Annotated in this window: 20 protein-coding genes; all 20 read right to left on the bottom strand. The window is 60.6% G+C overall.

Annotated features, from left to right (window positions below):
- Positions 1 to 37: 37 nt before the first annotated feature.
- Positions 38 to 1,891, bottom strand: a complete 1,854-nt coding sequence (gene nuoL, locus IF189_RS17845; protein WP_085712395.1) for an NADH-quinone oxidoreductase subunit L — start codon at positions 1,889 to 1,891, stop codon at positions 38 to 40.
- Positions 1,888 to 2,196 carry an NADH-quinone oxidoreductase subunit NuoK gene (gene nuoK / locus IF189_RS17840; RefSeq protein WP_003180046.1) on the bottom strand — a complete coding sequence of 103 codons (309 nt, stop codon included), beginning with the start codon at positions 2,194 to 2,196 and terminating at the stop codon, positions 1,888 to 1,890. Before nuoK ends, nuoL begins: the two co-directional genes overlap by 4 nt.
- 3 nt (positions 2,197 to 2,199) lie before the next feature.
- Entirely contained in the window at positions 2,200 to 2,700 is a 501-nt protein-coding gene (gene nuoJ, locus IF189_RS17835; protein ID WP_085690004.1) for an NADH-quinone oxidoreductase subunit J, read from the bottom strand.
- 9 nt (positions 2,701 to 2,709) lie between these two features.
- Positions 2,710 to 3,258 (bottom strand): NADH-quinone oxidoreductase subunit NuoI, encoded by a 549-nt coding sequence (gene nuoI / locus IF189_RS17830; RefSeq protein ID WP_085712394.1) that lies wholly within the window; start codon positions 3,256 to 3,258, stop codon positions 2,710 to 2,712.
- A gap of 11 nt (positions 3,259 to 3,269) precedes the next feature.
- Positions 3,270 to 4,277, bottom strand: coding sequence for an NADH-quinone oxidoreductase subunit NuoH (nuoH, locus tag IF189_RS17825; protein WP_007951460.1), 1,008 nt, complete (start codon positions 4,275 to 4,277; stop codon positions 3,270 to 3,272).
- A complete protein-coding gene (gene nuoG, locus IF189_RS17820) occupies positions 4,274 to 6,988 on the bottom strand; it encodes an NADH-quinone oxidoreductase subunit NuoG (RefSeq protein ID WP_134827365.1) in 2,715 nt (904 codons plus the stop codon). The genes nuoH and nuoG overlap by 4 nt, the downstream gene beginning before the upstream one ends.
- Before the next feature lie 138 nt (positions 6,989 to 7,126).
- On the bottom strand, positions 7,127 to 8,482 hold the full coding sequence (gene nuoF / locus IF189_RS17815) for an NADH-quinone oxidoreductase subunit NuoF (RefSeq protein WP_064380702.1): 1,356 nt from the start codon (positions 8,480 to 8,482) through the stop codon (positions 7,127 to 7,129).
- Positions 8,479 to 8,976, bottom strand: a complete 498-nt coding sequence (gene nuoE / locus IF189_RS17810) for an NADH-quinone oxidoreductase subunit NuoE (protein ID WP_003223804.1) — start codon at positions 8,974 to 8,976, stop codon at positions 8,479 to 8,481. The genes nuoF and nuoE overlap by 4 nt, the downstream gene beginning before the upstream one ends.
- A 2-nt stretch (positions 8,977 to 8,978) precedes the next feature.
- On the bottom strand, positions 8,979 to 10,763 hold the full coding sequence (nuoC, locus tag IF189_RS17805) for an NADH-quinone oxidoreductase subunit C/D (RefSeq protein ID WP_134827364.1): 1,785 nt from the start codon (positions 10,761 to 10,763) through the stop codon (positions 8,979 to 8,981).
- 70 nt (positions 10,764 to 10,833) lie between these two features.
- Entirely contained in the window at positions 10,834 to 11,508 is a 675-nt protein-coding gene (locus IF189_RS17800) for a NuoB/complex I 20 kDa subunit family protein (RefSeq protein ID WP_007951456.1), read from the bottom strand.
- A 10-nt stretch (positions 11,509 to 11,518) separates the two neighbouring features.
- Entirely contained in the window at positions 11,519 to 11,932 is a 414-nt protein-coding gene (locus tag IF189_RS17795) for an NADH-quinone oxidoreductase subunit A (RefSeq protein WP_003223812.1), read from the bottom strand.
- Positions 11,933 to 12,477: 545 nt separating this feature from the next.
- Positions 12,478 to 13,803 carry an isocitrate lyase gene (gene aceA, locus IF189_RS17790; RefSeq protein ID WP_039767419.1) on the bottom strand — a complete coding sequence of 442 codons (1,326 nt, stop codon included), beginning with the start codon at positions 13,801 to 13,803 and terminating at the stop codon, positions 12,478 to 12,480.
- A 476-nt stretch (positions 13,804 to 14,279) separates the two neighbouring features.
- A complete protein-coding gene (locus IF189_RS17785) occupies positions 14,280 to 15,017 on the bottom strand; it encodes a secretin N-terminal domain-containing protein (RefSeq protein ID WP_134827363.1) in 738 nt (245 codons plus the stop codon).
- 132 nt (positions 15,018 to 15,149) lie between these two features.
- Positions 15,150 to 15,575 (bottom strand): GNAT family N-acetyltransferase, encoded by a 426-nt coding sequence (locus IF189_RS17780; RefSeq protein ID WP_134827362.1) that lies wholly within the window; start codon positions 15,573 to 15,575, stop codon positions 15,150 to 15,152.
- Entirely contained in the window at positions 15,568 to 16,743 is a 1,176-nt protein-coding gene (locus IF189_RS17775) for a cupin domain-containing protein (RefSeq protein ID WP_114884016.1), read from the bottom strand. Before IF189_RS17775 ends, IF189_RS17780 begins: the two co-directional genes overlap by 8 nt.
- Before the next feature lie 86 nt (positions 16,744 to 16,829).
- A complete protein-coding gene (gene purB, locus IF189_RS17770) occupies positions 16,830 to 18,200 on the bottom strand; it encodes an adenylosuccinate lyase (RefSeq protein WP_085712387.1) in 1,371 nt (456 codons plus the stop codon).
- A gap of 127 nt (positions 18,201 to 18,327) precedes the next feature.
- On the bottom strand, positions 18,328 to 18,951 hold the full coding sequence (gene hflD / locus IF189_RS17765; protein WP_064380694.1) for a high frequency lysogenization protein HflD: 624 nt from the start codon (positions 18,949 to 18,951) through the stop codon (positions 18,328 to 18,330).
- Entirely contained in the window at positions 18,948 to 20,072 is a 1,125-nt protein-coding gene (mnmA, locus tag IF189_RS17760) for a tRNA 2-thiouridine(34) synthase MnmA (protein WP_085712386.1), read from the bottom strand. Before mnmA ends, hflD begins: the two co-directional genes overlap by 4 nt.
- Positions 20,073 to 20,131: 59 nt before the next feature.
- Complete coding sequence (locus tag IF189_RS17755; protein WP_134827359.1) at positions 20,132 to 20,578, bottom strand: NUDIX hydrolase; 447 nt, start codon at positions 20,576 to 20,578, stop codon at positions 20,132 to 20,134.
- A gap of 206 nt (positions 20,579 to 20,784) precedes the next feature.
- Positions 20,785 to 23,010, bottom strand: a complete 2,226-nt coding sequence (locus IF189_RS17750) for an NADP-dependent isocitrate dehydrogenase (protein ID WP_192552006.1) — start codon at positions 23,008 to 23,010, stop codon at positions 20,785 to 20,787.
- Between the last annotated feature and the right edge of the window lie 299 nt (positions 23,011 to 23,309).

Here is a 23,309-nt window from a genome sequence, read left to right as displayed (position 1 = left end):
CGGGCTCGTTTCCTTTCGCAAATTCGCAAGGTTCATATCAGACCGCTACCAGCACGACAGCGCCGATTACCAGTACGGCACCAGCAGCCATCGAAGCAGCGTACCAACGCAGTTGACCGGTTTCGGTACGGCTCAGGGCGGTGTGACCCCCCTTGGCCATGCGCGGGATCAGACCGATGGTCTGGTCGAGCGGGTCTTTGCGCAGCATGTGGCTGATCGCAAGGTACGGCTTCACGAACAGTTTGTCGTAGATCCAGTCGAAGCCCCAGGCAGCGAACCACCAGGCCGAAAGGAGACGGCCGATGCCGCTGTTGGCGATCGCGGTCACGAAGCGACGCTTGCCGAGGAACAGCAGGGCCGCCAGCAGGATACCGGCCAGGGCGATGGCACCCGAGGCGATTTCCAGACTGTGCTTGGCTTCGCCACCGGCATGGCCAACGCTCTCCGGCAGTACGCCGTGCAGCGGTGGAACGATCATGGCGCCGACGAAAGTCGACAGCACGATCAGCACCGACAGCGGCAGCCAGTGAGCGATGCCGTGACCGGCGTGAGCTTCGGTCTTGGCTTCACCGTGGAACGCGATGAAGATCAGGCGGAAGGTGTACAGCGAGGTCATGAACGCACCGACCAGACCGGCGTACAACAGACCGTTGTGGCCGCTGGCGAACGCTTCCCAGAGGATTTCGTCCTTGGAGTAGAAACCTGCGGTCACCAGCGGCAGGGCGGCCAGGGCGGCACCACCGACGATGAAGCTGGCGTAGGCCAGTGGCAGTTTCTTCCACAGGCCGCCCATCTTGAAGATGTTCTGCTCGTGGTGGCAGGCAACGATCACCGCACCGGAAGCAAGGAACAGCAGGGCCTTGAAGAAGGCGTGGGTCATCAGGTGGAAGATCGCGCCTTCCCAGGCACCAACGCCCAGCGCCAGGAACATGTAGCCGATCTGGCTCATGGTCGAGTAGGCGAGGATACGTTTGATGTCGGTTTGCACCAGTGCGGCAAAACCTGCCAGAACCAGGGTCACACCACCAACGATGCCGACCAGGTGCAGGATGTCCGGCGCCAGGGCGAACAGACCGTGGGTACGGGCGATCAGATAGACACCAGCGGTCACCATGGTTGCAGCGTGGATCAGTGCCGAAACCGGGGTAGGGCCGGCCATCGCATCCGCAAGCCAGGTCTGCAGCGGCAGTTGAGCCGATTTACCGACCGCACCACCCAGCAGCATCAGAGTTGCCAGCACGATCCAGAAATCGCCGACCTTGAAGTGCTCAGGCGCCTTCACCAGCAGTTCCTGGACGTTCAGCGTGCCCAGTTGCTGGAACAGGATGAACAGGCCGATCGCCATGAACACGTCGCCGATACGGGTGACGATGAAGGCTTTCAGTGCGGCGTTACCGTTGTTGCGGTTGCTGTAGTAGAAACCGATCAACAGGTAAGAGCACAGGCCCACGCCTTCCCAACCGAAGTAGATGAACAGCAGGTTATCGCCCAGCACCAGGAACAGCATGCTGGCGATGAACAGGTTGGTGTAGGCGAAGAAGCGCGAGTAACCGGCTTCACCACGCATGTACCAGGAGGCGAACAGGTGGATCAGGAAACCCACGCCGACCACCACACCCAGCATGGTCACGGACAGACCATCCAGATACAGGGCGAAGTTAGGCTGGAAGCCTTCCACCGAGATCCACTTCCACAGTACGTGGACGTACACGCCACCTTCCGGTGGAGCGACGTTGAACTGCCAGATCACGTAGGCCGCGACGATGGCAGACAGGCCGATGGAGCCGACACCAATCAGCGCCGACAGGTTTTCCGAGAGGCGGCCGCGCGAGAACGACAGCAACAGGAACCCGATCAGAGGGAATACGAAAGTCAGAAAGAGTAGGTTCATCCGCGCATCTCACTGGCAGCGTCGATATCGAGCGTGTGGAAGCGGCGATACAGTTGCAGCAGGATCGCCAGGCCAATACTGGCTTCGGCGGCTGCCAGGCTGATCACCAGGATGAACATGATCTGTCCATCCGGTTGCGCCCAGCGGGCGCCCGCAACGATGAACGCCAGTGCAGAGGCGTTCATCATCACTTCCAGACTCATCAACACGAACAAAATGTTGCGGCGGACCATCAGGCCGACCAGACCAAGGCAGAACAGGATGCCGGCAACGGCCAGTCCATGCTCGAGAGGGATAGCAGGCATGTCTTACTCCTTCGCCTCGTTACGGCCCAAATGGAACGCCGTGACGGCTGCAGCGAGCAGCAGCATCGAGGCGAGTTCGACCACCAGCAGGTACGGACCGAACAGGCTGATGCCCACGGCTTTCGCGTCCACGGTGGTTTGACCGATGGCCTGACCGCTCTGGTGAGCGAACAGCACATACAGCAGTTCGGCCAGCAGCAGGGCGGCGAGAATCACCGGTCCTGCCCAGATGCCGGGCTTGAGCCAGGTGCGTTCCTGCTGAACCGAGGCAGGCCCCAGGTTCAGCATCATCACCACGAACACGAACAGCACCATGATGGCGCCGGCGTAGGCGATCACTTCCAGCACGCCGGCGAACGGAGCGCCGAGGGCGAAGAAGGTCATGGCCACGGAGATCAGCGAAATGATCAGGTAGAGCAGGGCGTGCACAGGATTGGTGTTGGTGACCACACGCAGTGTGGACACAACAGCGATACCCGATGCGAAATAGAAAGCGAATTCCATCGTTCTTCCTTAAGGCAGCAAGCTCTTCACGTTGATCGGCTCGGCTTCGTTTTGTGCGGCGCCTTTCGGCTTGCCCGCAACGGCCATACCTGCAACACGATAGAAGTTGTAATCAGGGTTTTTGCCGGGGCCGGAGATCAGCAGATCTTCTTTCTCGTACACCAGGTCCTGACGTTTGAACTCGGCCATCTCGAAATCCGGGGTCAGCTGGATCGCGGTGGTCGGGCAGGCTTCCTCGCAGAGACCGCAGAAAATGCAGCGCGAGAAGTTGATACGGAAGAAGTCCGGGTACCAGCGACCGTCTTCGGTTTCAGCTTTCTGCAGCGAGATGCAACCCACCGGGCACGCCACGGCGCACAGGTTGCAGGCTACGCAGCGTTCTTCGCCATCGGGGTCGCGGGTCAGGACGATACGGCCACGGTAGCGTGGCGGCAGGTAGACCGGCTCTTCCGGGTATTGCAGGGTGTCGCGCTTGCGAAAGCCATGACCGAAGATCATGACCAGGCTGCGTAACTGGGTACCGGTACCCTTAATGATGTCGCCAATATATTTGAACATGGGTCAAATCCTCACTGAACCGCAACTGCAGGCGTGTTCCACAACACGATTGCAGCGGTCACCAGCAAATTGATCAGGGTCAGTGGCAGGCAGAATTTCCAGCTGAAGTCCATCACCTGGTCATAACGCGGACGCGGGATCGAAGCGCGCAGCAGGATGAACAGCATGATGAAGAACGCGGTCTTCAGTGCGAACCAGACGAAGGACAGTTGCGGCAGGATGCCGAACGGACCGTGCCAGCCACCGAAGAACAGGGTGACCAGCAGCGCCGAGATCAGGATGATGCCGATGTATTCACCAACGAAGAACATGCCCCATTTCATACCGGCGTATTCAATGTGGTAACCGTCGGCCAGTTCCTGTTCCGCTTCTGGCTGGTCGAACGGGTGACGGTGAGTCACGGCCACACCAGCGATGAAGAAGGTACAGAAGCCGAAGAACTGCGGAATGATGAACCACAGGTTCTGCGCCTGGTACTCGACGATGTCGCGCATGTTGAACGAGCCGACCTGCACCACGATGCCCATCAGGGCCAGGCCCATGAACACTTCGTAGGACACGGTCTGCGCCGAGGCACGCAAGCTGCCCAGCAGGGCGAACTTGTTGTTACTCGACCAGCCGGCGAACAGCACTGCGTAGACCGAGAGACCGGCCATGGCGAAGAAGAACAGCAGGCCGATGTTCAGGTCCGCCACACCCCAGGTCGGGGTGATCGGGATGATCGCGAACGCGATCAGCAGGGCGGACATGGCCACCACCGGCGCCAGGGTGAAGATCACCTTGTCGGCAAACGGCGGGGTCCAGTCTTCCTTGAAGAACATCTTCAGCATGTCGGCAGCGATCTGGAACATGCCGAACGGGCCGACGCGGTTCGGACCGTAACGGTCCTGCCACCAGCCCAGCAGGCGACGTTCGACAAAGCTGAGCAACGCGCCTGCGACCACAACGGCCAGCAGGATCACGATGGCTTTGATGACCGTCAGGATCACATCGATCACTTCAGGGGTGAACCAGGTCATTGCGCTGCCTCCTGCAGACCATCAACGGATACGCCGGCGAATGCCGGTGGAATGCCGGCGATGCCCGCAGGCAATGCCACCAGACCTGCGCCCAGCTCTTCATTGATGCGCAGCGGCAGACGCAGGGTCTGGCCGGCAACGTTGAGGCTCAGCAGTGCGCCGTCGTTGACGCCCAGGCGGTCGGCTTCGGACTTGGCCAGAGCGACGTAGGCTGCCGGAATGCGTTCCTGAACCGGAGCGGCTTTCGAAGAGTTCTCTTCGCTGCCGAACAGGTGGAAGAACGGCACGGCTTGCCAGGTGCCCGGCGCCGGGTTGAACGCGCGTGGCGCAGCAGCGAACCAGTTCAGCGAATCACCGGTGCTTTCGATCAGGCGGGTGCCCGGATCGCCAGCGCGCAGGTGACCACCGACTTCGTCCTGGAACTTGTTCCAGGCTTGGGGCGAGTTCCAGCCCGGCGACCAGGCGAACGGCACTTGCTGACGCGGTTCGGCGGAGCCCGAGTAACCTTCCATCGAGAAGGCGAACGCGGTGTCCTTGTCTTGCGGGGTGCGCGGTTCGTGAACGCTGATGTTGGCGCGCATTGCAGTGCGGCCGGAGTAGCGCAGCGGTTCACGGGCCAGTTTCATGCCTTTGATGCGGAACGCGGCGGACGGTGCAGCGTCGACGATGCCGGCCAGTTGCGCGGTGCTCGAAGCAACGGCGGAGGTGACGTGGTCGAGTTGCGTCCAGTCGATCGGCTGGTTCAGCAGGGTGGCGCGCAGGGCGTGCAGCCAGCGCCAGCCTTCGTGGACCAGAATGCTCGCGTCCATGTATTGCGGGTCGAAAACCTGGAAGAAGCGCTGGGCGCGACCTTCCTGGCTGACCAGCGTACCGTCGCCTTCAGCGAAGCTGGCGGCTGGCAGAACCAGGTGCGCGCGATCGCTGGTGGCGGTCTTCTGGTGGTCGGCAACGATCACTGTTTTCGCAGCGTTCAGTGCCGCATCGACCTTGGCTTTCGAGGTGCGGGTGTACAGATCGTTTTCCAGCACGACGATGGCGTCGGCACGGCCAGAGATGACCGCTTGCAGCGCGGCATCAACCGATTCGCCACCGAGCATGGCCAGGCCGAGGCTGTTGGCTTCCGGCACGATCAGGCTGATCGAACCGTTCTTCTCGCGCAGCTTCAGGGCCTTGGCGATGTTCGCAGCCGCTTCGATCAGGGCTTTGGAGCCCAGCGAAGTACCGGCGATGATCAGCGGACGCTTGGCAGCGAGCAGGGCGTCGGCGATGCGCTTGGCCAGTTCCAGGGCTTCGGCGTCCAGACCTTCGACGGCCGGTGCGCTGGCGTCCAGGGCGTGAGCCACGGCGAAACCGATGCGGGCCAGATCGTCAGGAGCGGCGTGTACACATTCTTCGGCGATGTCGTCGAGCTTGGTTTCAGCCAGGCTGGCAATGAACAGCGGGTTCAGTTCGTGCTGACCGATGTTCTTCACAGCGGCGTCGAGCCAAGGCTGGACGCGCATGGCTTCGGCCATGTCTTCGGCCTTGCCTTTTACCGACTGACGCAGGGCCAGGGCCATACGGGCGGCGGTCTGGGTCAGGTCTTCACCGAGGACGAACACGGCGTCGTGGTCTTCGATGTCGCGCATGTTCGGCACTGGCAGCGGGCTGTCTTTCAGCACTTGCAGGACCAGACGGATGCGTTCCAGTTCGGAGGCTTCGATACCGGAGTAGAAGTGCTCGGCGCCTACCAGTTCACGCAACGCATAGTTGCTTTCCAGGCTGGCACGCGGCGAACCGATACCGACGATGTTGCGACCGCGCAGCAGGTCGGCGGCTTTGTCCAGCGCGTCGTCCAGGCTTAGTTTGGTGCCGTCGGCCAGCAGTGGCTGACGTGGACGGTCGGTGCGGTTGACGTAGCCATAACCGAAACGGCCACGGTCGCACAGGAAGTACTGGTTCACCGAACCGTTGTAACGGTTTTCGATGCGACGCAGTTCGCCGTAACGCTCGCCCGGAGAAATGTTGCAACCGCTCGAGCAGCCATGGCAGATGCTCGGCGAGAACTGCATGTCCCATTTGCGGTTATAGCGCTCGGAGTGAGTCTTGTCGGTGAACACACCGGTCGGGCAGACCTCGGTGAGGTTGCCGGAGAACTCGCTTTCGAGGGTGCCGTCTTCAACGCGACCGAAGTACACGTTGTCGTGGGCGCCGAATACACCCAGGTCGGTGCCGCCGGCGTAGTCCTTGTAGAAACGCACGCAGCGGTAGCAGGCGATGCAGCGGTTCATTTCGTGGGAAATGAACGGGCCCAGTTGCTGGTTCTGGTGGGTGCGCTTGGTGAAGCGATAACGGCGCTCGTTGTGGCCGGTCATCACAGTCATGTCTTGCAGGTGGCAGTGACCGCCTTCCTCGCACACAGGACAGTCGTGCGGGTGGTTGGTCATCAGCCATTCGACGACACTGGCGCGGAACGCCTTGGATTCTTCATCGTCGATGGAGATCCAGGTGTTGTCGGTGGCCGGGGTCATGCAGGACATGACGATGCGACCACGGGTGTCGTTCTCGTCGGTGTACTGCTTGACCGCGCACTGGCGGCAGGCCCCGACGCTACCAAGCGCGGGGTGCCAGCAGAAATATGGGATGTCGAGGCCCAGCGACAGACATGCCTGTAACAGGTTGTCTGCCCCGTCGACTTCGAGCGCTTTGCCGTCTACGTGGATAGTGGCCATGGTTCAAAGGTCTTCGTTGGCCCGGTGTCAGCGGGCGTGGCTAATGGAATCTTGTTATCCGTCCGAATCCAGTCAGCCCCGAAAGGCGTCATCGGACGAAAGGCGAAGGGCACGGACCCTTCGCCTTTTTTTAAGCGTTTACGCGCCGACTACAATCGGCTTCGCCAGAGGCGGGACGGCGGCGCTTGCAGGCGCGATACCGGCTTCGAACTCTGGACGGAAGTATTTGATGGCACTGCCCAACGGCTCCACGGCACCCGGTGCGTGAGCACAGAAGGTCTTGCCCGGGCCGAGGAAGTTGACCAGACCCAGCAGGGTCTCGATGTCGCCTGGCTGGCCGCGGCCTTGTTCGATGGCCATCAGCAGCTTGACGCTCCATGGCAGGCCATCACGGCAAGGGGTGCAGAAACCGCAGGATTCGCGAGCGAAGAACTGCTCCATGTTGCGCAGCAGGGACACCATGTTGACGCTGTCGTCCACCGCCATGGCCAGGCCGGTACCCATACGGGTGCCCACCTTGGCGATGCCGCCGGCGTACATTTGTGCGTCGAGGTGTTCCGGCAACAGGAAACCGGTACCGGCGCCGCCTGGCTGCCAGGCCTTGAGCTTGTAACCGTCGCGCATGCCGCCGGCGTAGTCTTCGAACAGCTCGCGACCGGTCACGCCGAATGGCAGTTCCCACAGGCCCGGGTTCTTGACCTTGCCGGAGAAGCCCATGAGCTTGGTGCCCATGTCTTCGCTGCCGTCGCGGGCCAGCGATTTGTACCAGTCCACGCCGTCGGCGATGATCGCCGGCACGTTGCACAGGGTTTCAACGTTGTTCACGCAGGTCGGCTTGCCCCACACGCCAACGGCGGCAGGGAAGGGCGGCTTGGAGCGCGGGTTGGCGCGGCGGCCTTCGAGGGAGTTGATCAGTGCGGTTTCTTCACCGCAGATGTAACGCCCGGCGCCGGTGTGGACGAACAGCTCGAAATCGAAGCCGCTGCCCAGGATGTTCTTGCCCAGCAGGCCCGCTGCCTTGGCTTCTTCCACGGCACGGTTCAGGTGCTTGGCGGCGGTGGTGTACTCGCCACGCAGGAAGATGTAGCCACGGTAGGTTTTCAGCGCGCGGGCGCTGATCAGCATGCCTTCGATCAGCAGATGGGGCAGTTGCTCCATCAGCATGCGGTCTTTCCAGGTGTTCGGCTCCATTTCATCCGCGTTGCACAGCAGGTAGCGGATGTTGATGGATTCGTCCTTGGGCATCAGGCCCCACTTCACGCCAGTGGGGAAGCCAGCACCGCCGCGACCCTTGAGGCCGGCGTCTTTCACGGTCTGGACGATGGCGTCCTGATCCATGTCGGCGAAGGCTTTGCGCGCAGCGGCGTAACCGTTCTTGGCCTGGTACTCGTCGAGCCACACGGCTTCGCCGTCGTCACGCAGGCGCCAGGTCAGCGGGTGAGTCTCGGCCGAGCGCTGGATGCGGTTGGCCGGACCGAAAGAAGTCAGGGTCATACGTAGCCCTCGAGCAGTTTGGCGACGCCGGCAGGCTGGACATCGCCAAAGGTGTCGTCATCGATCATCAGCGCCGGTGCCTTGTCGCAGTTGCCGAGGCAGCACACCGGCAGCAGGGTGAAACGACCGTCGGCGGTGGTCTGACCCAGGCCGATACCCAGGTTGTTCTGGATTTCGCTGACCACCGACTCGTGGCCGCCGATGTAGCAGACCATGCTGTCGCAGACGCGAATGATGTGGCGGCCGACCGGCTGACGGAAGATCTGGCTGTAGAACGTGGCCACGCCTTCAACGTCGCTGGCCGGGATGCCGAGGATCTCGCCGATGGCGTAAAGGGCGCCGTCCGGCACCCAGCCGCGTTCTTTCTGGACGATCTTCAGGGCTTCGATCGACGCCGCGCGCGGGTCTTCGTAGTGATGCAGCTCGTGCTCGATGGCCGAGCGCTCGGTTTCACTCAGGGTGAAACGGTCTGTCTGGATAAGCGTGCTGTTCATGCTTAGCGGTCCACGTCGGCCATAACGAAGTCGATACTACCCAGGTACGCAATCAGGTCCGCGACCATGCTGCCTTTGATCACCGAAGGGATCTGCTGCAGGTGGGCGAAGCTCGGAGTACGGATCCGGGTACGGTAGCTCATGGTGCCGCCGTCGCTCGTCAGGTAATAACTGTTGATGCCCTTGGTCGCTTCGATCATCTGGAAGGATTCGTTGGCCGGCATGACCGGGCCCCACGAAACTTGCAGGAAGTGCGTGATCAAGGTTTCGATGTGCTGCAGCGTGCGCTCTTTCGGCGGCGGCGTGGTCAGCGGGTGATCCGCCTTGTACGGGCCTTCCGGCATGTTGCGCAGGCACTGGTCGATGATCCTGACGCTCTGGCGCATCTCTTCGACGCGAACCATGCAGCGGTCGTAGGCGTCGCCGTTGGCGGCCAGCGGTACTTCGAACTCGAAGTTCTCGTAGCCGGAGTATGGGCGCGCTTTACGCAGGTCGAAGTCGCAACCGGTGGAACGCAGGCCGGCACCGGTGACGCCCCATTCCAGGGCCTCTTTGGTGTTGTACTGGGCAACGCCGATGGTACGACCCTTGAGGATGCTGTTCTGCAGGGCGGCCTTGGTGTATTCGTCGAGGCGCTTTGGCAGCCATTCAACGAAGTCTTTCACCAGTTTTTCCCAGCCGCGCGGCAGGTCGTGTGCGACACCACCGATGCGGTACCAGGCCGGGTGCAGACGGAAACCGGTGATGGCTTCGATCACCGTGTACGCCTTCTGGCGGTCGGTGAAGGTGAAGAACACCGGGGTCATGGCGCCGACGTCCTGGATGTAGGTACCCAGGAACAGCAGGTGGCTGGTGATCCGGAAGAACTCGGCCATCATGATGCGGATGACGTCGACCTTCTCGGGTACCTTGATGCCGGCCAGCTTCTCGACCGAGAGCACGTACGGCAGGTTATTCATCACGCCGCCGAGGTAGTCGATACGGTCGGTGTACGGAATGAAGCTGTGCCAGGACTGACGCTCGGCCATCTTCTCGGCGCCACGGTGGTGGTAACCGATGTCCGGAACGCAGTCGACGATCTCTTCGCCGTCCAGTTGCAGGATGATGCGGAACGCACCGTGAGCCGAAGGGTGGTTCGGGCCGAGGTTGAGGAACATGTAGTCCTCGTTCGCCCCGGAGCGCTTCATGCCCCAGTCTTCAGGACGGAAGCGCGCGGCTTCCTCCTCGAGCTGTTGTTTGGCCAGGTTCAGGCTGAACGGATCGAATTCGGTGGCGCGCGCCGGGAAGTCCTTGCGCAGCGGGTGACCTTCCCAGGTCGGCGGCATCATGATGCGCGACAGGTGCGGGTGACCTTTGAAGTCGATGCCGTACATGTCCCAGACTTCGCGCTCGTACCAGTTGGCGTTCGGCCAGATGCTGGTGACGGTCGGCAAGCTGAGGTCGCTCTCGGACAAGGCGACCTTGATCATCACGTCACTATTACGTTCCAGCGACATGAGGTGATAGAACACGGTGAAGTCGGCGCCCGATGGCAGCCCTTGACGCTTGGTGCGCAGACGCTCGTCCACGCCGTGCAGGTCATAGAGCATGACGTACGGCTTGGGCAGGTTGCGCAGGAAAGTCAGGACTTCAACGAGTTTGGCACGGGCCACCCACAGCACCGGCATGCCGGTGCGGGTCGGCTGAGCGGTGAACGCTTCGGCGCCAAAACGGTTGTTCAGTTCGACGACCACATCCTGGTCGTCTGCCTTGTAAGGCGGGATGTACAGAGCACTGCCTGTAGTCATGGTTATTTTTTCGCTTTCGGTCAACGTAAAGAATGAAGCCAGCTTCTCGTTTCTTTGAAACAGATCTGGATCAGACTTCGTCAGGGCTACGCAGATTGGTGACTGCGATTCGCTGTTCGCGGCGCTGTTCCTTCTGCGAAGGCATGTCGGCGCGATAAACGCCTTGATCGCCAACGACCCAGGAAAGTGGGCGACGCTCCTGGCCAATGGATTCCTGCAACAGCATCAAGCCTTGCAGAAATGCTTCTGGACGGGGCGGGCAGCCAGGTACGTAGACGTCCACGGGCAGGAACTTGTCCACCCCTTGAACCACGGAGTAGATGTCGTACATGCCACCGGAGTTGGCGCACGAACCCATGGAGATAACCCATTTCGGCTCGAGCATCTGCTCGTAGAGACGCTGAATGATCGGCGCCATCTTGATGAAGCAGGTCCCGGCGATAACCATGAAGTCGGCCTGACGCGGTGATGCCCGGATAACTTCGGCGCCGAAGCGCGCGATGTCGTGGGGCGCCGTGAAGGCGGTGGTCATTTCCACATAGCAGCACGAAAGACCGAAGTTGTACGGCCACAGGGAGTTCTTACGTCCCCAGTTGACCGCGCCACTCAGCACGTCTTCCAGCTTGCCCATGAAAATGTTTTTGTGGACTTGATCTTCTAACGGATCGGAAACGGTTTCCCGCTGGCCGATCGGATACTGCTCGTTAGGAGCATCGGGGTCGATTCTGGTGAGATTGTATTGCATTGCCAAAGCCTCATTGTTTCAGCTTCGCCTGCCGCTTGCGACGAGCTTCCGGAGCCCAGTCAAGGGCGCCCACTCGGAACAGGTAGACAAGACCTGCCAACAGAATTGCTATGAAAACGAGAGCTTCGACGAATCCGGTCCAGCCGCTTTCGCGGACGGACACAGACCATGCAAAGAGAAAGAGGGCTTCGATATCGAAGATCACGAACAGCATCGCGACCAGATAGAATTTGGCTGAGAGCCGCAAGCGGGCGCCACCGGTAGGTAGCATGCCGGACTCGAACGGTTCGTTTTTGCTGCGGCCCCAGGCTTTTGACCCGAGGAGGCTGGAGACGCCGAGCATGAAGGCACACAGGCCGACTACACCCAGAAGGAAAATGGCAAAGCCCCAGTTGTGGGCCATGAGTCCTGTCGCTTCGGGCATGCTGGAAATCCTTAACAGAGAGCAAAGGTCTCTGAGCTTGATAAAGAAATAAGGCAGTGACGATATGTCGCAGCAATCAATCGCGCTGATTTTATGGCTAAACACCCTGCAAGTAAAATTCCTATAGCGAAATTATTTATTGGAATAAGGACATAGCGCACCTCTATGGCCCTGTAGCCCATGCAATGCGGGCATTAGGCGGGATTTCACGAATTATGTTTTGTAGGAAATGTAACGAACATAGTTGCTGCTAAATGATAATTAATATCGTTTGGAGTGGTTTTGTAACTGTTCTGCGATTGGGCAGTTGGGAAGTTGTCTTATATCCGCGTTACTGCAAGTAGCGGCGGCGCCCGTTTTAACCGATTTTTGTGACGCGGATAGCGCTCTGGATCAATGTTTCGCCTGAAAGGCTGTGCCAGTCCCGGGGTGTGCAGAAGGCGGCAGGCAAAAAAAACGCCCCGAACCAGTCGGGGCGTCAGTCTTTCGGCTATGCGGTTAGCTTTCTATACGGTCCGCAAAGGCCGTTTACTCGGTGAAGTCGATCAGTGGAACTGTTCTTCTTCGGTCGAACCGGTCAGCGCGGTCACCGAGGACGTGCCGCCCTGGATCACGGTGGTCATGTCGTCGAAGTAGCCGGTGCCCACTTCCTGCTGGTGAGCCACGAAGGTGTAACCCTTGGCGGCGTCAGCGAATTCCTGCTCCTGCAGCTTCACGTAGGCAGTCATGTCGTTGCGGGCGTAGTCGTGCGCCAGGTTGAACATGCTGTGCCACATGTTGTGAATGCCGGCCAGGGTGATGAACTGGTGCTTGTAACCCATGGCGGACAGTTCGCGCTGGAACTTGGCGATGGTCGCGTCGTCCAGGTTTTTCTTCCAGTTGAAGGAAGGCGAGCAGTTGTACGACAGGATCTGGTCCGGGTATTCCTTCTTGATCGCTTCGGCGAAACGACGGGCTTCTTCCAGGTCTGGTTTGGCGGTTTCGCACCAGATCAGGTCAGCGTATGGCGCGTAGGCCAGGCCACGGGCGATTGCCTGGTCCAGACCGGCACGCACCTTGTAGAAACCTTCCTGAGTGCGGGTGCCGGTTACGAACGGCTGGTCGTACGGGTCGCAGTCGGAAGTCAACAGGTCGGCAGCGTTGGCGTCAGTACGGGCCAGGATGATGGTCGGTACACCGGCAACGTCGGCAGCCAGACGAGCAGCGGTCAGCTTCTGTACGGCTTCCTGGGTTGGAACCAGTACCTTGCCGCCCATGTGGCCGCACTTCTTCACGGAAGCCAGCTGGTCTTCGAAGTGAACGCCGGCGGCGCCTGCTTCGATCATGCTCTTCATCAGCTCGTAGGCGTTCAGTACGCCGCCGAAACCGGCTTCGGCGTCAGCCACGATTGGTGCGAAGTAGTCGATGTAGCCTTCGTCGCCCGGGTTCTTGCCGGCTTTCCACTGGATCTGGTCGGCACGACGGAACGAGTTGTTGATGCGCTTGACCACGGTTGGAACCGAGTCCACCGGGTACAGCGACTGGTCCGGGTACATCGATTCGGCGGAGTTGTTGTCCGCAGCGACTTGCCAGCCCGACAGGTAGATCGCCTGGATACCGGCTTTGACCTGCTGCACAGCCTGGCCGCCGGTCAGGGCGCCCATGCAGTTGACGAAGTCTTTCTCTGGGCGGAAGGACGGCTTGGCACCCTGGGTGACCAGGTTCCACAGCTTCTCGGCGCCCATTTTCGCAAAAGTGTGCTCTGGTTGAACCGAGCCACGCAGACGGACGACGTCAGCAGCGGAGTAATTGCGAGTCACGCCTTTCCAGCGCGGGTTTTCAGCCCAGTCTTTTTCAAGGGCTGCAATTTGCTGTTCGCGTGTCAGTGCCATGGAGATAAACCTCGTCGCGTCTTTATGAAAAGTTGTTCTGCGGTGGAAAATTCCTTGCGCTCGCTGACCAGAAGCTTAGGTGGTCAGGTCGGGTTCGGCGGGGCAGGCGACGGGATGAACGATGGGCTCGAGGGGAAGTGAGCAGGTAAAGGCGAACTGGCGGGCGCATTCGGGCGTCGTGGGCCTTTGTGCGAACTACAGTGTAAAGCCGGGTTACCTAATTACGCTTCCGTCCCTCGGGACAACTTCGTTCCAGTCGGCAACCTCGTCAAACACACCTTGTGGGCGGTACAGACACGAAACGGCTCGCGGGGATGGTTGCGAGCATCGCTTCGAAGGCCCTTGCCAGGGCCTCTGATTAGCGGGAGCGAGGCCATCATGCCTTCGCTTTTTTGGCTCGTCAAACGTTTTGTAGTGCTTTTTTTTAAGCACTACATCTTTCGTCTAATACGACTAATCAGTCAGTTTTTGGTGCTTTAGTCCAGCGTGTCGACTTTCACCCGCAACGTCATGTCATCCCGGCCTTGAGTCGAGTAGCTGCGGGCCAGGCCCTGTTTGTCGGCCTGAGTCTCGCGGTTCACGCCGGCCAGGGTGATCCATTCGCCCAGGCGCCCTGTGACAGTTGTGTCGGTGCTTTGCACGTTCACTACATCGGGACGTTCCTGGCTCATGCGGTCACGGTTGGTACTGATTGCCAGGTGAACGGTGTCACCGGTGACGCTGGCAGTGACGTAGAAGCCCTGGGTGACGTTGCGATATTGAGTCTGACTGCTGTAATCGCCGTAGGAGTTGGTCTGGCTGCTGGTAATCGGCACGCTCTGGCCGACCTGGATCAGGGCGGGTGCGCCTTCGCTGGCCTGAACCTGCTGAATGCCGCCGTCACGGCTGGCGGTGCTGTAGTTGATGATTCTGGTTTGCTGGTCGCCGGTGTTCTGCTGGTTGTTTTCGTTGGTGTCGACGGTGATCAGCAGGCGTTTGGGGGCGGTATCGAGCTGGGTGAGCAGGGCTTTCAATTCCTGGATCTTGTCCGGTTCAGCCTTGACGATCAGTTGATTGCCATAGGCGCTGACCTGGCCGTCCTTGCCGATGAAATCCTGGGCCACCGGCAGCATGTCGGCGCTGGTGTGGTACTTGAGGGGCACGATTTCTGTGGCTGCCATCACCGAAAAACTGCAACCGAGCAGCAGGGTGGTGAGCAGGGTGCGTAGGGACATGTCCGTTATCTCCGCTTTCGAAAGGCTTGATATTGCCAGTTTGTCGGCCCGGGGTGGGGCAAGTTGAATCCTAGACAGCAAAACACCCCGGCATCGGTCGATGGCGGGGCGTTTTGTGGTGCTCATCAAGCGTTATGCAGAATGGCGAACCATATCGACATGCGGAATCCCGGCTTCCAGGAACTCTTCGCTGACCAGATTGAACCCCAGACGCTCATAGAACGCCGTGGCCTGCACCTGCGCGCTGAGCATCTGCTGCTTCAGCCCGCGAGTTTCAGCTTCTGCGATGACCGCCTTCATCAGTGCATCGCCAACCTTCAGCCCACGCCAGTCCTTCAACACCGAAACCCGGCCGATGTGCCCGTCGGGCAGCAGGCGGGCGGTGCCGATCGGAAAGTCGCCCTCGAAGGCCAGGAAATGCACCGCCGTAGCGTCATCGGCGTCCCACTCAAGCTCGGGTGGAACCGATTGTTCGGCAATGAACACCGTTTCGCGAATGCGGCGGATCTCGGCGTTGTCCTTTTGCCAGTCTGCAACACGTACGCGAATCTTATTCATCGTCGGCGAACCCCAGGCTGCCCTGTTTGACCAGTTCGCACAGCAGGCCACGGCCATCTTCGTCGCTCAGCCAGTCGCCGAGGTTGTCGGTGTGCAGGGCGTCAGCCGAACAGATCAGCTTCAGCAGCTCGCGCAGCTTGCCCGGCAGGTAGCGGCTCTGGCCGCTGGCGAACAGCAGCAGATCGTCATCGACTTCCGACCACGCCAGGCGTGCGCTCGGGTTGCGGATCAGGATGGCGCCGTCTTCGAGGGCGCTGAGGAAGTCTTCTTCTTCGACTTCTTCCGGGCCGACCACCAGCTCCGGATAACGCGGCTCGGTCATGTACTGGCCGAACCAGGTCAGCAGCAGACGTTCGTCGCTCATGTGCTCGGCGAGCAGTGCCTTAAGACGGCCCAGAGCATCGTGCTGAATCTGGTGCGGATCATCGCTGACCGGCTTCGCATCGGCGTCGGTGTAGCGCTCTTCGTCAGTCAGGAACTGGCTGAGGAAGTCGGTGAAGTGGGTCAGCACTTCAGCGGCGCTTGGTGCGCGGAAGCCGACCGAGTAGGTCATGCAGTCATCGACAGCCACGCCGCAGTGGGCCAGGCGCGGCGGCAGGTAGAGCATGTCGCCCGGTTCCAGGACCCACTCTTCGGTCTCGTGGAATTCTGCGAGGATGCGCAGGTCCGCATGCTGCAGCAGCGGGCTCTCGGAATCGCACATCTGGCCGATTTTCCAGTTGCGCTTGCCGTGGCCTTGCAGCAGGAACACGTCGTAGTTGTCGAAGTGCGGGCCGACGCTGCCACCCGGGGCGGCGAAGCTTATCATCACGTCGTCGACGCGCCAGCTCGGCAGAAAGCGGAAGTTTTCCAGCAGCTCGCTGACTTCCGGCACGAACTGATCGACAGCCTGCACCAGCAGGGTCCACTCGCGCTCCGGCAGTTTGCTGAATTCGTCTTCGGCGAACGGGCCGCGGCGCAGTTCCCATGGGCGCTCGCCGTGCTCGATCACCAGGCGCGATTCGACTTCTTCTTCCAAGGCCAGGCCGGCGAGTTCGTCGGCGTCGATCGGGCTTTCGAAATCAGGAATCGCCTGACGGATCAGCAGTGGTTTTTTCTGCCAGTAATCGCGCATGAATTCGCGCGCCGTGAGACCACCCAGAAGTTGAAGAGGAATATCGGGATTCATATGTAACCTATTGAAAAAAAGCATTTTTCAGACGGGAATAAAAACGCCCGGCGCGGCCGGGCGTCTCAAACGGGTCAAGCAGTCGATCAGATGCGTTTGGCTTGCGCTACAGCGTTGCCGATGTAGTTGGCCGGAGTCAGTTGCTTGAGCTCGGCTTTCGCAGCGGCCGGCATGTCCAGGCCATCGATGAAAGTCTGCAGCGCTTCAGGGCTGATGCCCTTGCCGCGAGTCAGTTCTTTCAGCTTCTCGTACGGGTTTTCGATGTTGTAGCGACGCATCACGGTCTGGATCGGCTCGGCCAGGACTTCCCAGCAAGCGTCCAGATCGGCAGCAATCTTGTCAGCGTTCAGTTCGAGTTTGCTGATGCCTTTGAGGCTGGCTTCGTACGCGATCACGCTGTGAGCGAAGCCGACACCGAGGTTACGCAGCACGGTGGAGTCGGTCAGGTCGCGCTGCCAGCGGGAGATCGGCAGTTTGCTCGCCAGGTGCTGGAACAGCGCGTTGGCGATGCCCAGGTTGCCTTCGGAGTTTTCGAAGTCGATCGGGTTGACCTTGTGCGGCATGGTCGACGAACCGATTTCGCCGGCGATGGTGCGCTGCTTGAAGTAACCCAGGGAGATGTAGCCCCAGATGTCACGGTCGAAGTCGATCAGGATGGTGTTGAAGCGCGCAATGGCGTCGAACAGCTCGGCGATGTAGTCGTGCGGCTCGATCTGCGTGGTGTACGGGTTGAAGGCCAGGCCCAGCTCGTCTTCGATGAAGGCGCGGGCGTTGGCTTCCCAGTCGATCTGCGGGTAGGCCGACAGGTGAGCGTTGTAGTTGCCGACAGCGCCGTTGATCTTGCCCAGCAGCGGAACGGCAGCGACTTGAGCGATCTGACGCTCGAGACGGTAAACCACGTTCGCCAGCTCTTTACCCAGCGTGGTCGGCGAAGCCGGCTGACCGTGGGTACGCGACAGCATTGGCACGTCGGCAAAGCGCAGGGCCAGTTCGCGGATGGCGTTGGCGGTCTGGCGCATCAGCGGCAGCATCACGTCGTCACGGCCTTCGCGCAGCATCAGGGCGTGGGACAGGTTGTTGATGTCTTCGCTGGTGCAAGCGAAGTGGATGAATTCGCTGACCTTGGCCAGTTCCGGCAGCTTGGCCGCCTGCTCCTTGAGCAGGTACTCGATCGCTTTCACGTCGTGGTTGGTGGTGCGCTCGATCTCTTTCACGCGCTCGGCGTGCTCCAGCGAGAAGTTCTCGGCCAGTTCGTTCAGAACGGCGTTGGCTTCGGCGGAGAAGGCTGGCACTTCCGGGATGCCGGCGTGAGCGGCCAGGCGCTGGAGCCAGCGCACTTCAACCAGAACGCGGGCGCGGATCAGGCCGTACTCGCTGAAAATCGGGCGCAGGGCCTGGGTTTTGCCGGCGTAGCGGCCGTCAACAGGGGAAACCGCAGTGAGCGAAGAGAGCTGCATGGGGTGTTCTCGGACAGTCGGGCAACGAAATGGGGCGCGTATCATACATGAAAAAATCCGCCGGTCCGTCGCCAACTGACCGGCGTATTACGCGTTACAGACTACAAAGCTTTTATTGCGCGGTGATTTACTCGCTGCGCATCAACGGATACAGCTCTTTGAGCAGCTTGCGACGGCTGATCACCAACTGCCAGCGATGGCCGCCGAGCTGACGCCAAAGGCGTGCCGAGCGGATGCCGGCGAGCAGCAGGGCGCGAATTTTCGAGGCATTGCTCGGCTGCTGCAGGTTGCGCATGTCGCCGTGCACCTGAATGCGTTGGCGCAGCGTGCTCAGGGTGTCCTGATACAGCGCACCGCAGGCTGCGATCACGTTTTCGTGGGCCGGGCCGAAATGTTCGACCTGCGACTGGATCTGCGGCAGACGCTTGCCGATCACGTCGAGCATGTCGTTGCGCTTGGCCAGTTGCCGCTCAAGGCCGAGCATCGACAAGGCGTAGCGCAACGGCTCGCGCTGCAAGGTGCTCGGGTCGCGCTCGAGGGCGCCGATCAAGGCGCGATAACCCTCGCGCAGATTGATGTCGTCGCCGCCGTACACGTCCAGCGTGTCTTTCGGGTCGCGAACCAGCAGGCTGCCGAGCATGCAGCTCAGGCCGGCCTCGTTGGTCTGGCCGGTCTTGGCGATCCGGTCCACCAGAACGGCGGCGAGAAACACGCCGCCCAGAGCCGTCAGTTGCTCCTGAGTCGGACTCATGCCTGGCCGCTCCACGGCTCGGCGACTTCGATCACGCCGCCACCGAGGCAGATTTCTCCGTCATAGAACACCACCGACTGGCCCGGCGTGACCGCGCGCTGCGGCTCGTCGAACACGGCGCGATAGCCGGTTGCGGTTTTTTCCAGGGTGCAGGCCTGATCGCTCTGGCGATAACGGACCTTGGCGGTCAGGCGCAGCGGCTGGCTCAGATCGATCGGGTTGACCCAGTAGATTTCCGAAGCGAGCAGGGCGCCGGAGAACAGCCACGGATGGTTGTTGCCCTGGCCGACGATCAGCTCGTTGGTGTCCAGATCCTTGCGCAGCACGTACCACGGCTCGTCGCCGGCGTCTTTCAGGCCGCCGATGCCCAGGCCCTGACGCTGGCCGATGGTGTGGTACATCAAACCATGGTGACGGCCGATGACTTCGCCTTCGGTGGTCTTGATCTCGCCCGGTTGCGCCGGCAGGTATTGCTTGAGGAAATCGCTGAAGCGGCGCTCGCCGATGAAGCAGATTCCGGTGGAATCCTTCTTCTTGGCAGTTGCCAGCTCGTATTTCTCGGCAATCGCACGGACTTCCGGCTTTTCCAGCTCGCCGACCGGGAACAGGGTCTTGGCGATCTGTTCGCCGCCAACAGCGTGCAGGAAGTAGCTCTGGTCCTTGTTCGGATCCAGGCCCTTGAGCAGTTCGGTACGGCCATCGATGTCGCGGCGGCGCACGTAGTGGCCGGTGGCGATCAGGTCGGCGCCGAGCATCATGGCGTAGTCGAGGAACGCCTTGAACTTGATCTCGCGGTTGCACAGGATGTCCGGGTTCGGCGTGCGTCCGGCCTTGTATTCGGCCAGGAAATGCTCGAACACGTTGTCCCAGTACTCGGCGGCGAAGTTGGCGGTGTGCAGCTTGATACCGATCTTGTCGCACACGGCCTGGGCATCCGCCAGGTCGTCCATGGCGGTGCAGTATTCCGTTCCGTCGTCTTCTTCCCAGTTCTTCATGAACAGGCCTTCCACCTCATAACCCTGCTCGATCAGCAGGAGAGCGGAAACGGAAGAGTCCACGCCGCCGGACATGCCGACAATGACGCGCTTCTTGGATGTGTCAGAAGGGGCTGGATCACGCATAGGGATTCAATGAGTGTCTTGAAAAAGGACGCGATTCTATCAGGCTCACGGCCTCAAGGCTAAAGGGAAGGGCGGATCAGTTCGAGGCCGAACCGATTGCCGGCCAGATAATCATCGATGCAGCGGATGATCAGTTCGCTGCGCCAGTTGTCTCGCTGGGCCAATAATTCGTCGCGGGTCAGCCACTTGGCGCCGACGATGCCGTCGTCCAGTTGATAATCCGGGCGGTGTTTGATGGCTTTGGCGCTGAAGCACACGCGTTGGTAAGTCACGCCGTTGCTCGGTGCGGTGTACAGATAAATGCCGATCACGCTGGTGGGTTCGACGTCCCAGCCGGTTTCTTCGAGGGTTTCGCGCACGGCGGCTTCGATCAGGGTTTCGTCCGGGTCCAGATGGCCGGCGGGCTGATTGAGCACGTTACGGCCGGCCTTGTGTTCCTCGACCATCAGGAAACGACCGTTGTCCTCGACGATGGTGGCGACGGTGATGTGGGGGAGCCATTCCATAAAACGTCCTCAATTCCCAAAACTTGAAACACTATCCCTGTGGGAGCTGGCTTGCCAGCGATAGCGGTGGGTCAGGCACCATCCTTTTTGGATGATAAGCCGTCATCGCTGGCAAGCCAGCTCCCACAGTGTCTTGTGGTGATCCTGAAGCCCGGAAACACAAACCCCGGCACGGGGCCGGGGTTTGTGATGTTCCCTTTACAACCTTATACCAGCGCAGCAATCGCCGCGTTGAGGGTTGCGCTCGGGCGCATGGCCTTGCTGATCAGCTCGGCATTGGCGTGGTAGTAACCGCCGATGTCCACTGGCTTGCCTTGAACGGCGTTGAGCTCGGCGACGATGGTCGCTTCGTTCTCGGTCAGGGTCTTGGCCAGGGTTGCGAACTGCGCTTGCAGTGCGGCGTCTTCGGTCTGGGCAGCCAGGGCTTGTGCCCAGTACATGGCCAGGTAGAAGTGGCTGCCGCGGTTGTCGATGTTGCCGACTTTGCGCGATGGCGACTTGTTGTTGTCCAGGAACTGGCCGGTGGCCTGATCCAGGGTCTTGGACAGAACCAGCGCTTTCGGGTTGTTGTAGTTCACACCCAGGTGCTCGAGAGAAGCGGCCAGGGCCAGGAATTCACCCAGCGAATCCCAGCGCAGGAAGTTCTCTTCGACCAGTTGCTGCACGTGTTTCGGAGCCGAACCGCCAGCGCCGGTTTCAAACAGGCCACCGCCGTTCATCAGCGGCACGATCGACAGCATCTTGGCGCTGGTGCCCAGTTCCATGATCGGGAACAGGTCGGTCAGGTAGTCGCGCAGTACGTTGCCGGTCACCGAAATGGTGTCCTTGCCTTCGCGGGTGCGCTCCAGGGTGTACTTCATCGCGTCGACCGGCGCCATGATCTGGATGTCCAGACCGGCGGTGTCGTGATCCTTCAGGTAAGCCTGAACCTTCTCGATCACCACGCCGTCGTGGGCGCGCATCGGGTCCAGCCAGAAAATGGCCGGGGTGCTGCTTGCGCGAGCGCGGTTGACGGCCAGTTTGACCCAGTCCTGGATCGGCGCGTCTTTGGTCTGGCACATGCGGAAGATGTCGCCGGCTTCAACAGCCTGTTCCATCAGCAGGGTGCCTTTGCTGTCGGTCACGCGAACCACGCCGTCGGCCTTGATCTGGAAGGTCTTGTCGTGGGAGCCGTACTCTTCAGCCTTTTTGGCCATCAGGCCAACGTTTGGCACGCTGCCCATGGTGGTCGGATCGAAAGCGCCATTGGCTTTGCAATCTTCGATCACGGCCTGGTAGATGGTGGCGTAGCAACGATCCGGGATCACAGCCTTGGTGTCGTGCAGCTGGCCATCGGTGCCCCACATCTTGCCGGAGTCACGGATCATGGCCGGCATCGAGGCGTCGACGATGACGTCGCTCGGCACGTGCAGGTTGGTGATGCCTTTGTCGGAGTTGACCATCGCCAGCGACGGACGAACGGCGTAGACCGCTTGAACGTCAGCTTCGATCTGGGCTTGCTGCTCGGCCGGCAGGGATTTGATGCGGGCGTACAGGTCGCCGATGCCGTTGTTCAGGTTGAAGCCGATTTCGGCCAGCACGTCGGCGTGCTTGGTCAGGGCGTCCTTGTAGAACTCGGCAACGATCTGGCCGAACATGATCGGGTCGGAGACCTTCATCATGGTGGCTTTCAGGTGAACCGACAGCAGCACGCCTTGTTGCTTGGCGCTGTCGATTTCAGCGGCGATGAACGCGCGCAGGGCCTTTTTGCTCATCACGGAGCAGTCGAGGATCTCGCCCGCCTGGACGGTGGTTTTTTCTTTCAGGACGGTAGCGGTGCCGTCTTTGGCGATCAGCTCGATCTTCACGGCGTCAGCGGCGTCGATCAGGGCAGCTTTTTCGCTGCCGTAGAAATCGCCGGTGCTCATGTGAGCGACGTGGGACTTGGAGTCCTTGGCCCAGGCGCCCATTTTGTGTGGGTGCTTGCGCGCGTAGTTCTTGACCGACAGCGGAGCGCGACGGTCGGAGTTGCCTTCACGCAGAACCGGGTTCACGGCGCTGCCCTTGACCTTGTCGTAGCGCGCCTTGGCGTCTTTGTCGGCGTCGCTGGTCACGGTTTCCGGGTAGTCCGGCAGGTTGTAGCCCTGGGCTTGCAGTTCTTTGATCGCGGCTTGCAGTTGCGGAACCGAGGCGCTGATGTTCGGCAGCTTGATGATGTTGGCTTCAGGCGTAATGGCCAGGTCGCCCAGTTCGGCGAGGTGGTCGGCTACGGCTTTGTCGCCCAGTTGCTCGGGGAAGCTGGCCAGAATGCGTGCTGCAAGAGAGATATCGCGGGTTTCCACGGCGATATCGGCCGAGGCGGTGTAAGCCTCGATGATCGGCAGCAGGGAATAGGTGGCGAGGGCTGGAGCTTCGTCGGTGAAGGTATAGATGATCTTCGAGCGGGTGGGCATATTCGGATTAACTCTCTCTTCTTTGCTAAAGCGTGCGCAGAAACTCGAGGGGCGCCGGGTAAGCGCGTTCGTTCAAAGTCATCCATGAACCGAATGTCGAGAATCTTCGCGGTGATGTTGGGTGCATCAGTAGAGCGTCAAGCAGTCGGACTGCGGTAACAACCCGACCAATCAGGCGGAAAGTCTCGTGCTAGAGAGGCCAGCCGTCGTGACCCTTTGGTCAGCGGGCGGCATTATACATAGGTAGCTGGCAATCTGCCGATGGTTCATATGCAACGATTCTCGTCCATTGGTCTAAA

The sequence above is a fragment of the Pseudomonas sp. IzPS59 genome, from assembly GCF_014863505.1.
Lineage (GTDB): Bacteria > Pseudomonadota > Gammaproteobacteria > Pseudomonadales > Pseudomonadaceae > Aquipseudomonas > Aquipseudomonas kribbensis.
This window is presented reverse-complemented; position numbering and strand designations above follow the sequence as displayed.

Bases quoted from the DNA above. Each gene is read 5' to 3' on its own strand.
- nuoL (WP_085712395.1), bottom strand. From the start codon at position 1,891: ATGAACCTACTCTTTCTGACTTTCGTATTCCCTCTGATCGGGTTCCTG.
- nuoK (WP_003180046.1), bottom strand. From the start codon at position 2,196: ATGCCTGCTATCCCTCTCGAGCATGGACTGGCCGTTGCCGGCATCCTG.
- nuoJ (WP_085690004.1), bottom strand. From the start codon at position 2,700: ATGGAATTCGCTTTCTATTTCGCATCGGGTATCGCTGTTGTGTCCACA.
- nuoI (WP_085712394.1), bottom strand. From the start codon at position 3,258: ATGTTCAAATATATTGGCGACATCATTAAGGGTACCGGTACCCAGTTA.
- nuoH (WP_007951460.1), bottom strand. From the start codon at position 4,277: ATGACCTGGTTCACCCCTGAAGTGATCGATGTGATCCTGACGGTCATC.
- nuoG (WP_134827365.1), bottom strand. From the start codon at position 6,988: ATGGCCACTATCCACGTAGACGGCAAAGCGCTCGAAGTCGACGGGGCA.
- nuoF (WP_064380702.1), bottom strand. From the start codon at position 8,482: ATGACCCTGACTTCTTTCGGTCCGGCCAACCGCATCCAGCGCTCGGCC.
- nuoE (WP_003223804.1), bottom strand. From the start codon at position 8,976: ATGAACAGCACGCTTATCCAGACAGACCGTTTCACCCTGAGTGAAACC.
- nuoC (WP_134827364.1), bottom strand. From the start codon at position 10,763: ATGACTACAGGCAGTGCTCTGTACATCCCGCCTTACAAGGCAGACGAC.
- IF189_RS17800 (WP_007951456.1), bottom strand. From the start codon at position 11,508: ATGCAATACAATCTCACCAGAATCGACCCCGATGCTCCTAACGAGCAG.
- IF189_RS17795 (WP_003223812.1), bottom strand. From the start codon at position 11,932: ATGCCCGAAGCGACAGGACTCATGGCCCACAACTGGGGCTTTGCCATT.
- aceA (WP_039767419.1), bottom strand. From the start codon at position 13,803: ATGGCACTGACACGCGAACAGCAAATTGCAGCCCTTGAAAAAGACTGG.
- IF189_RS17785 (WP_134827363.1), bottom strand. From the start codon at position 15,017: ATGTCCCTACGCACCCTGCTCACCACCCTGCTGCTCGGTTGCAGTTTT.
- IF189_RS17780 (WP_134827362.1), bottom strand. From the start codon at position 15,575: ATGAATAAGATTCGCGTACGTGTTGCAGACTGGCAAAAGGACAACGCC.
- IF189_RS17775 (WP_114884016.1), bottom strand. From the start codon at position 16,743: ATGAATCCCGATATTCCTCTTCAACTTCTGGGTGGTCTCACGGCGCGC.
- purB (WP_085712387.1), bottom strand. From the start codon at position 18,200: ATGCAGCTCTCTTCGCTCACTGCGGTTTCCCCTGTTGACGGCCGCTAC.
- hflD (WP_064380694.1), bottom strand. From the start codon at position 18,951: ATGAGTCCGACTCAGGAGCAACTGACGGCTCTGGGCGGCGTGTTTCTC.
- mnmA (WP_085712386.1), bottom strand. From the start codon at position 20,072: ATGCGTGATCCAGCCCCTTCTGACACATCCAAGAAGCGCGTCATTGTC.
- IF189_RS17755 (WP_134827359.1), bottom strand. From the start codon at position 20,578: ATGGAATGGCTCCCCCACATCACCGTCGCCACCATCGTCGAGGACAAC.
- IF189_RS17750 (WP_192552006.1), bottom strand. From the start codon at position 23,010: ATGCCCACCCGCTCGAAGATCATCTATACCTTCACCGACGAAGCTCCA.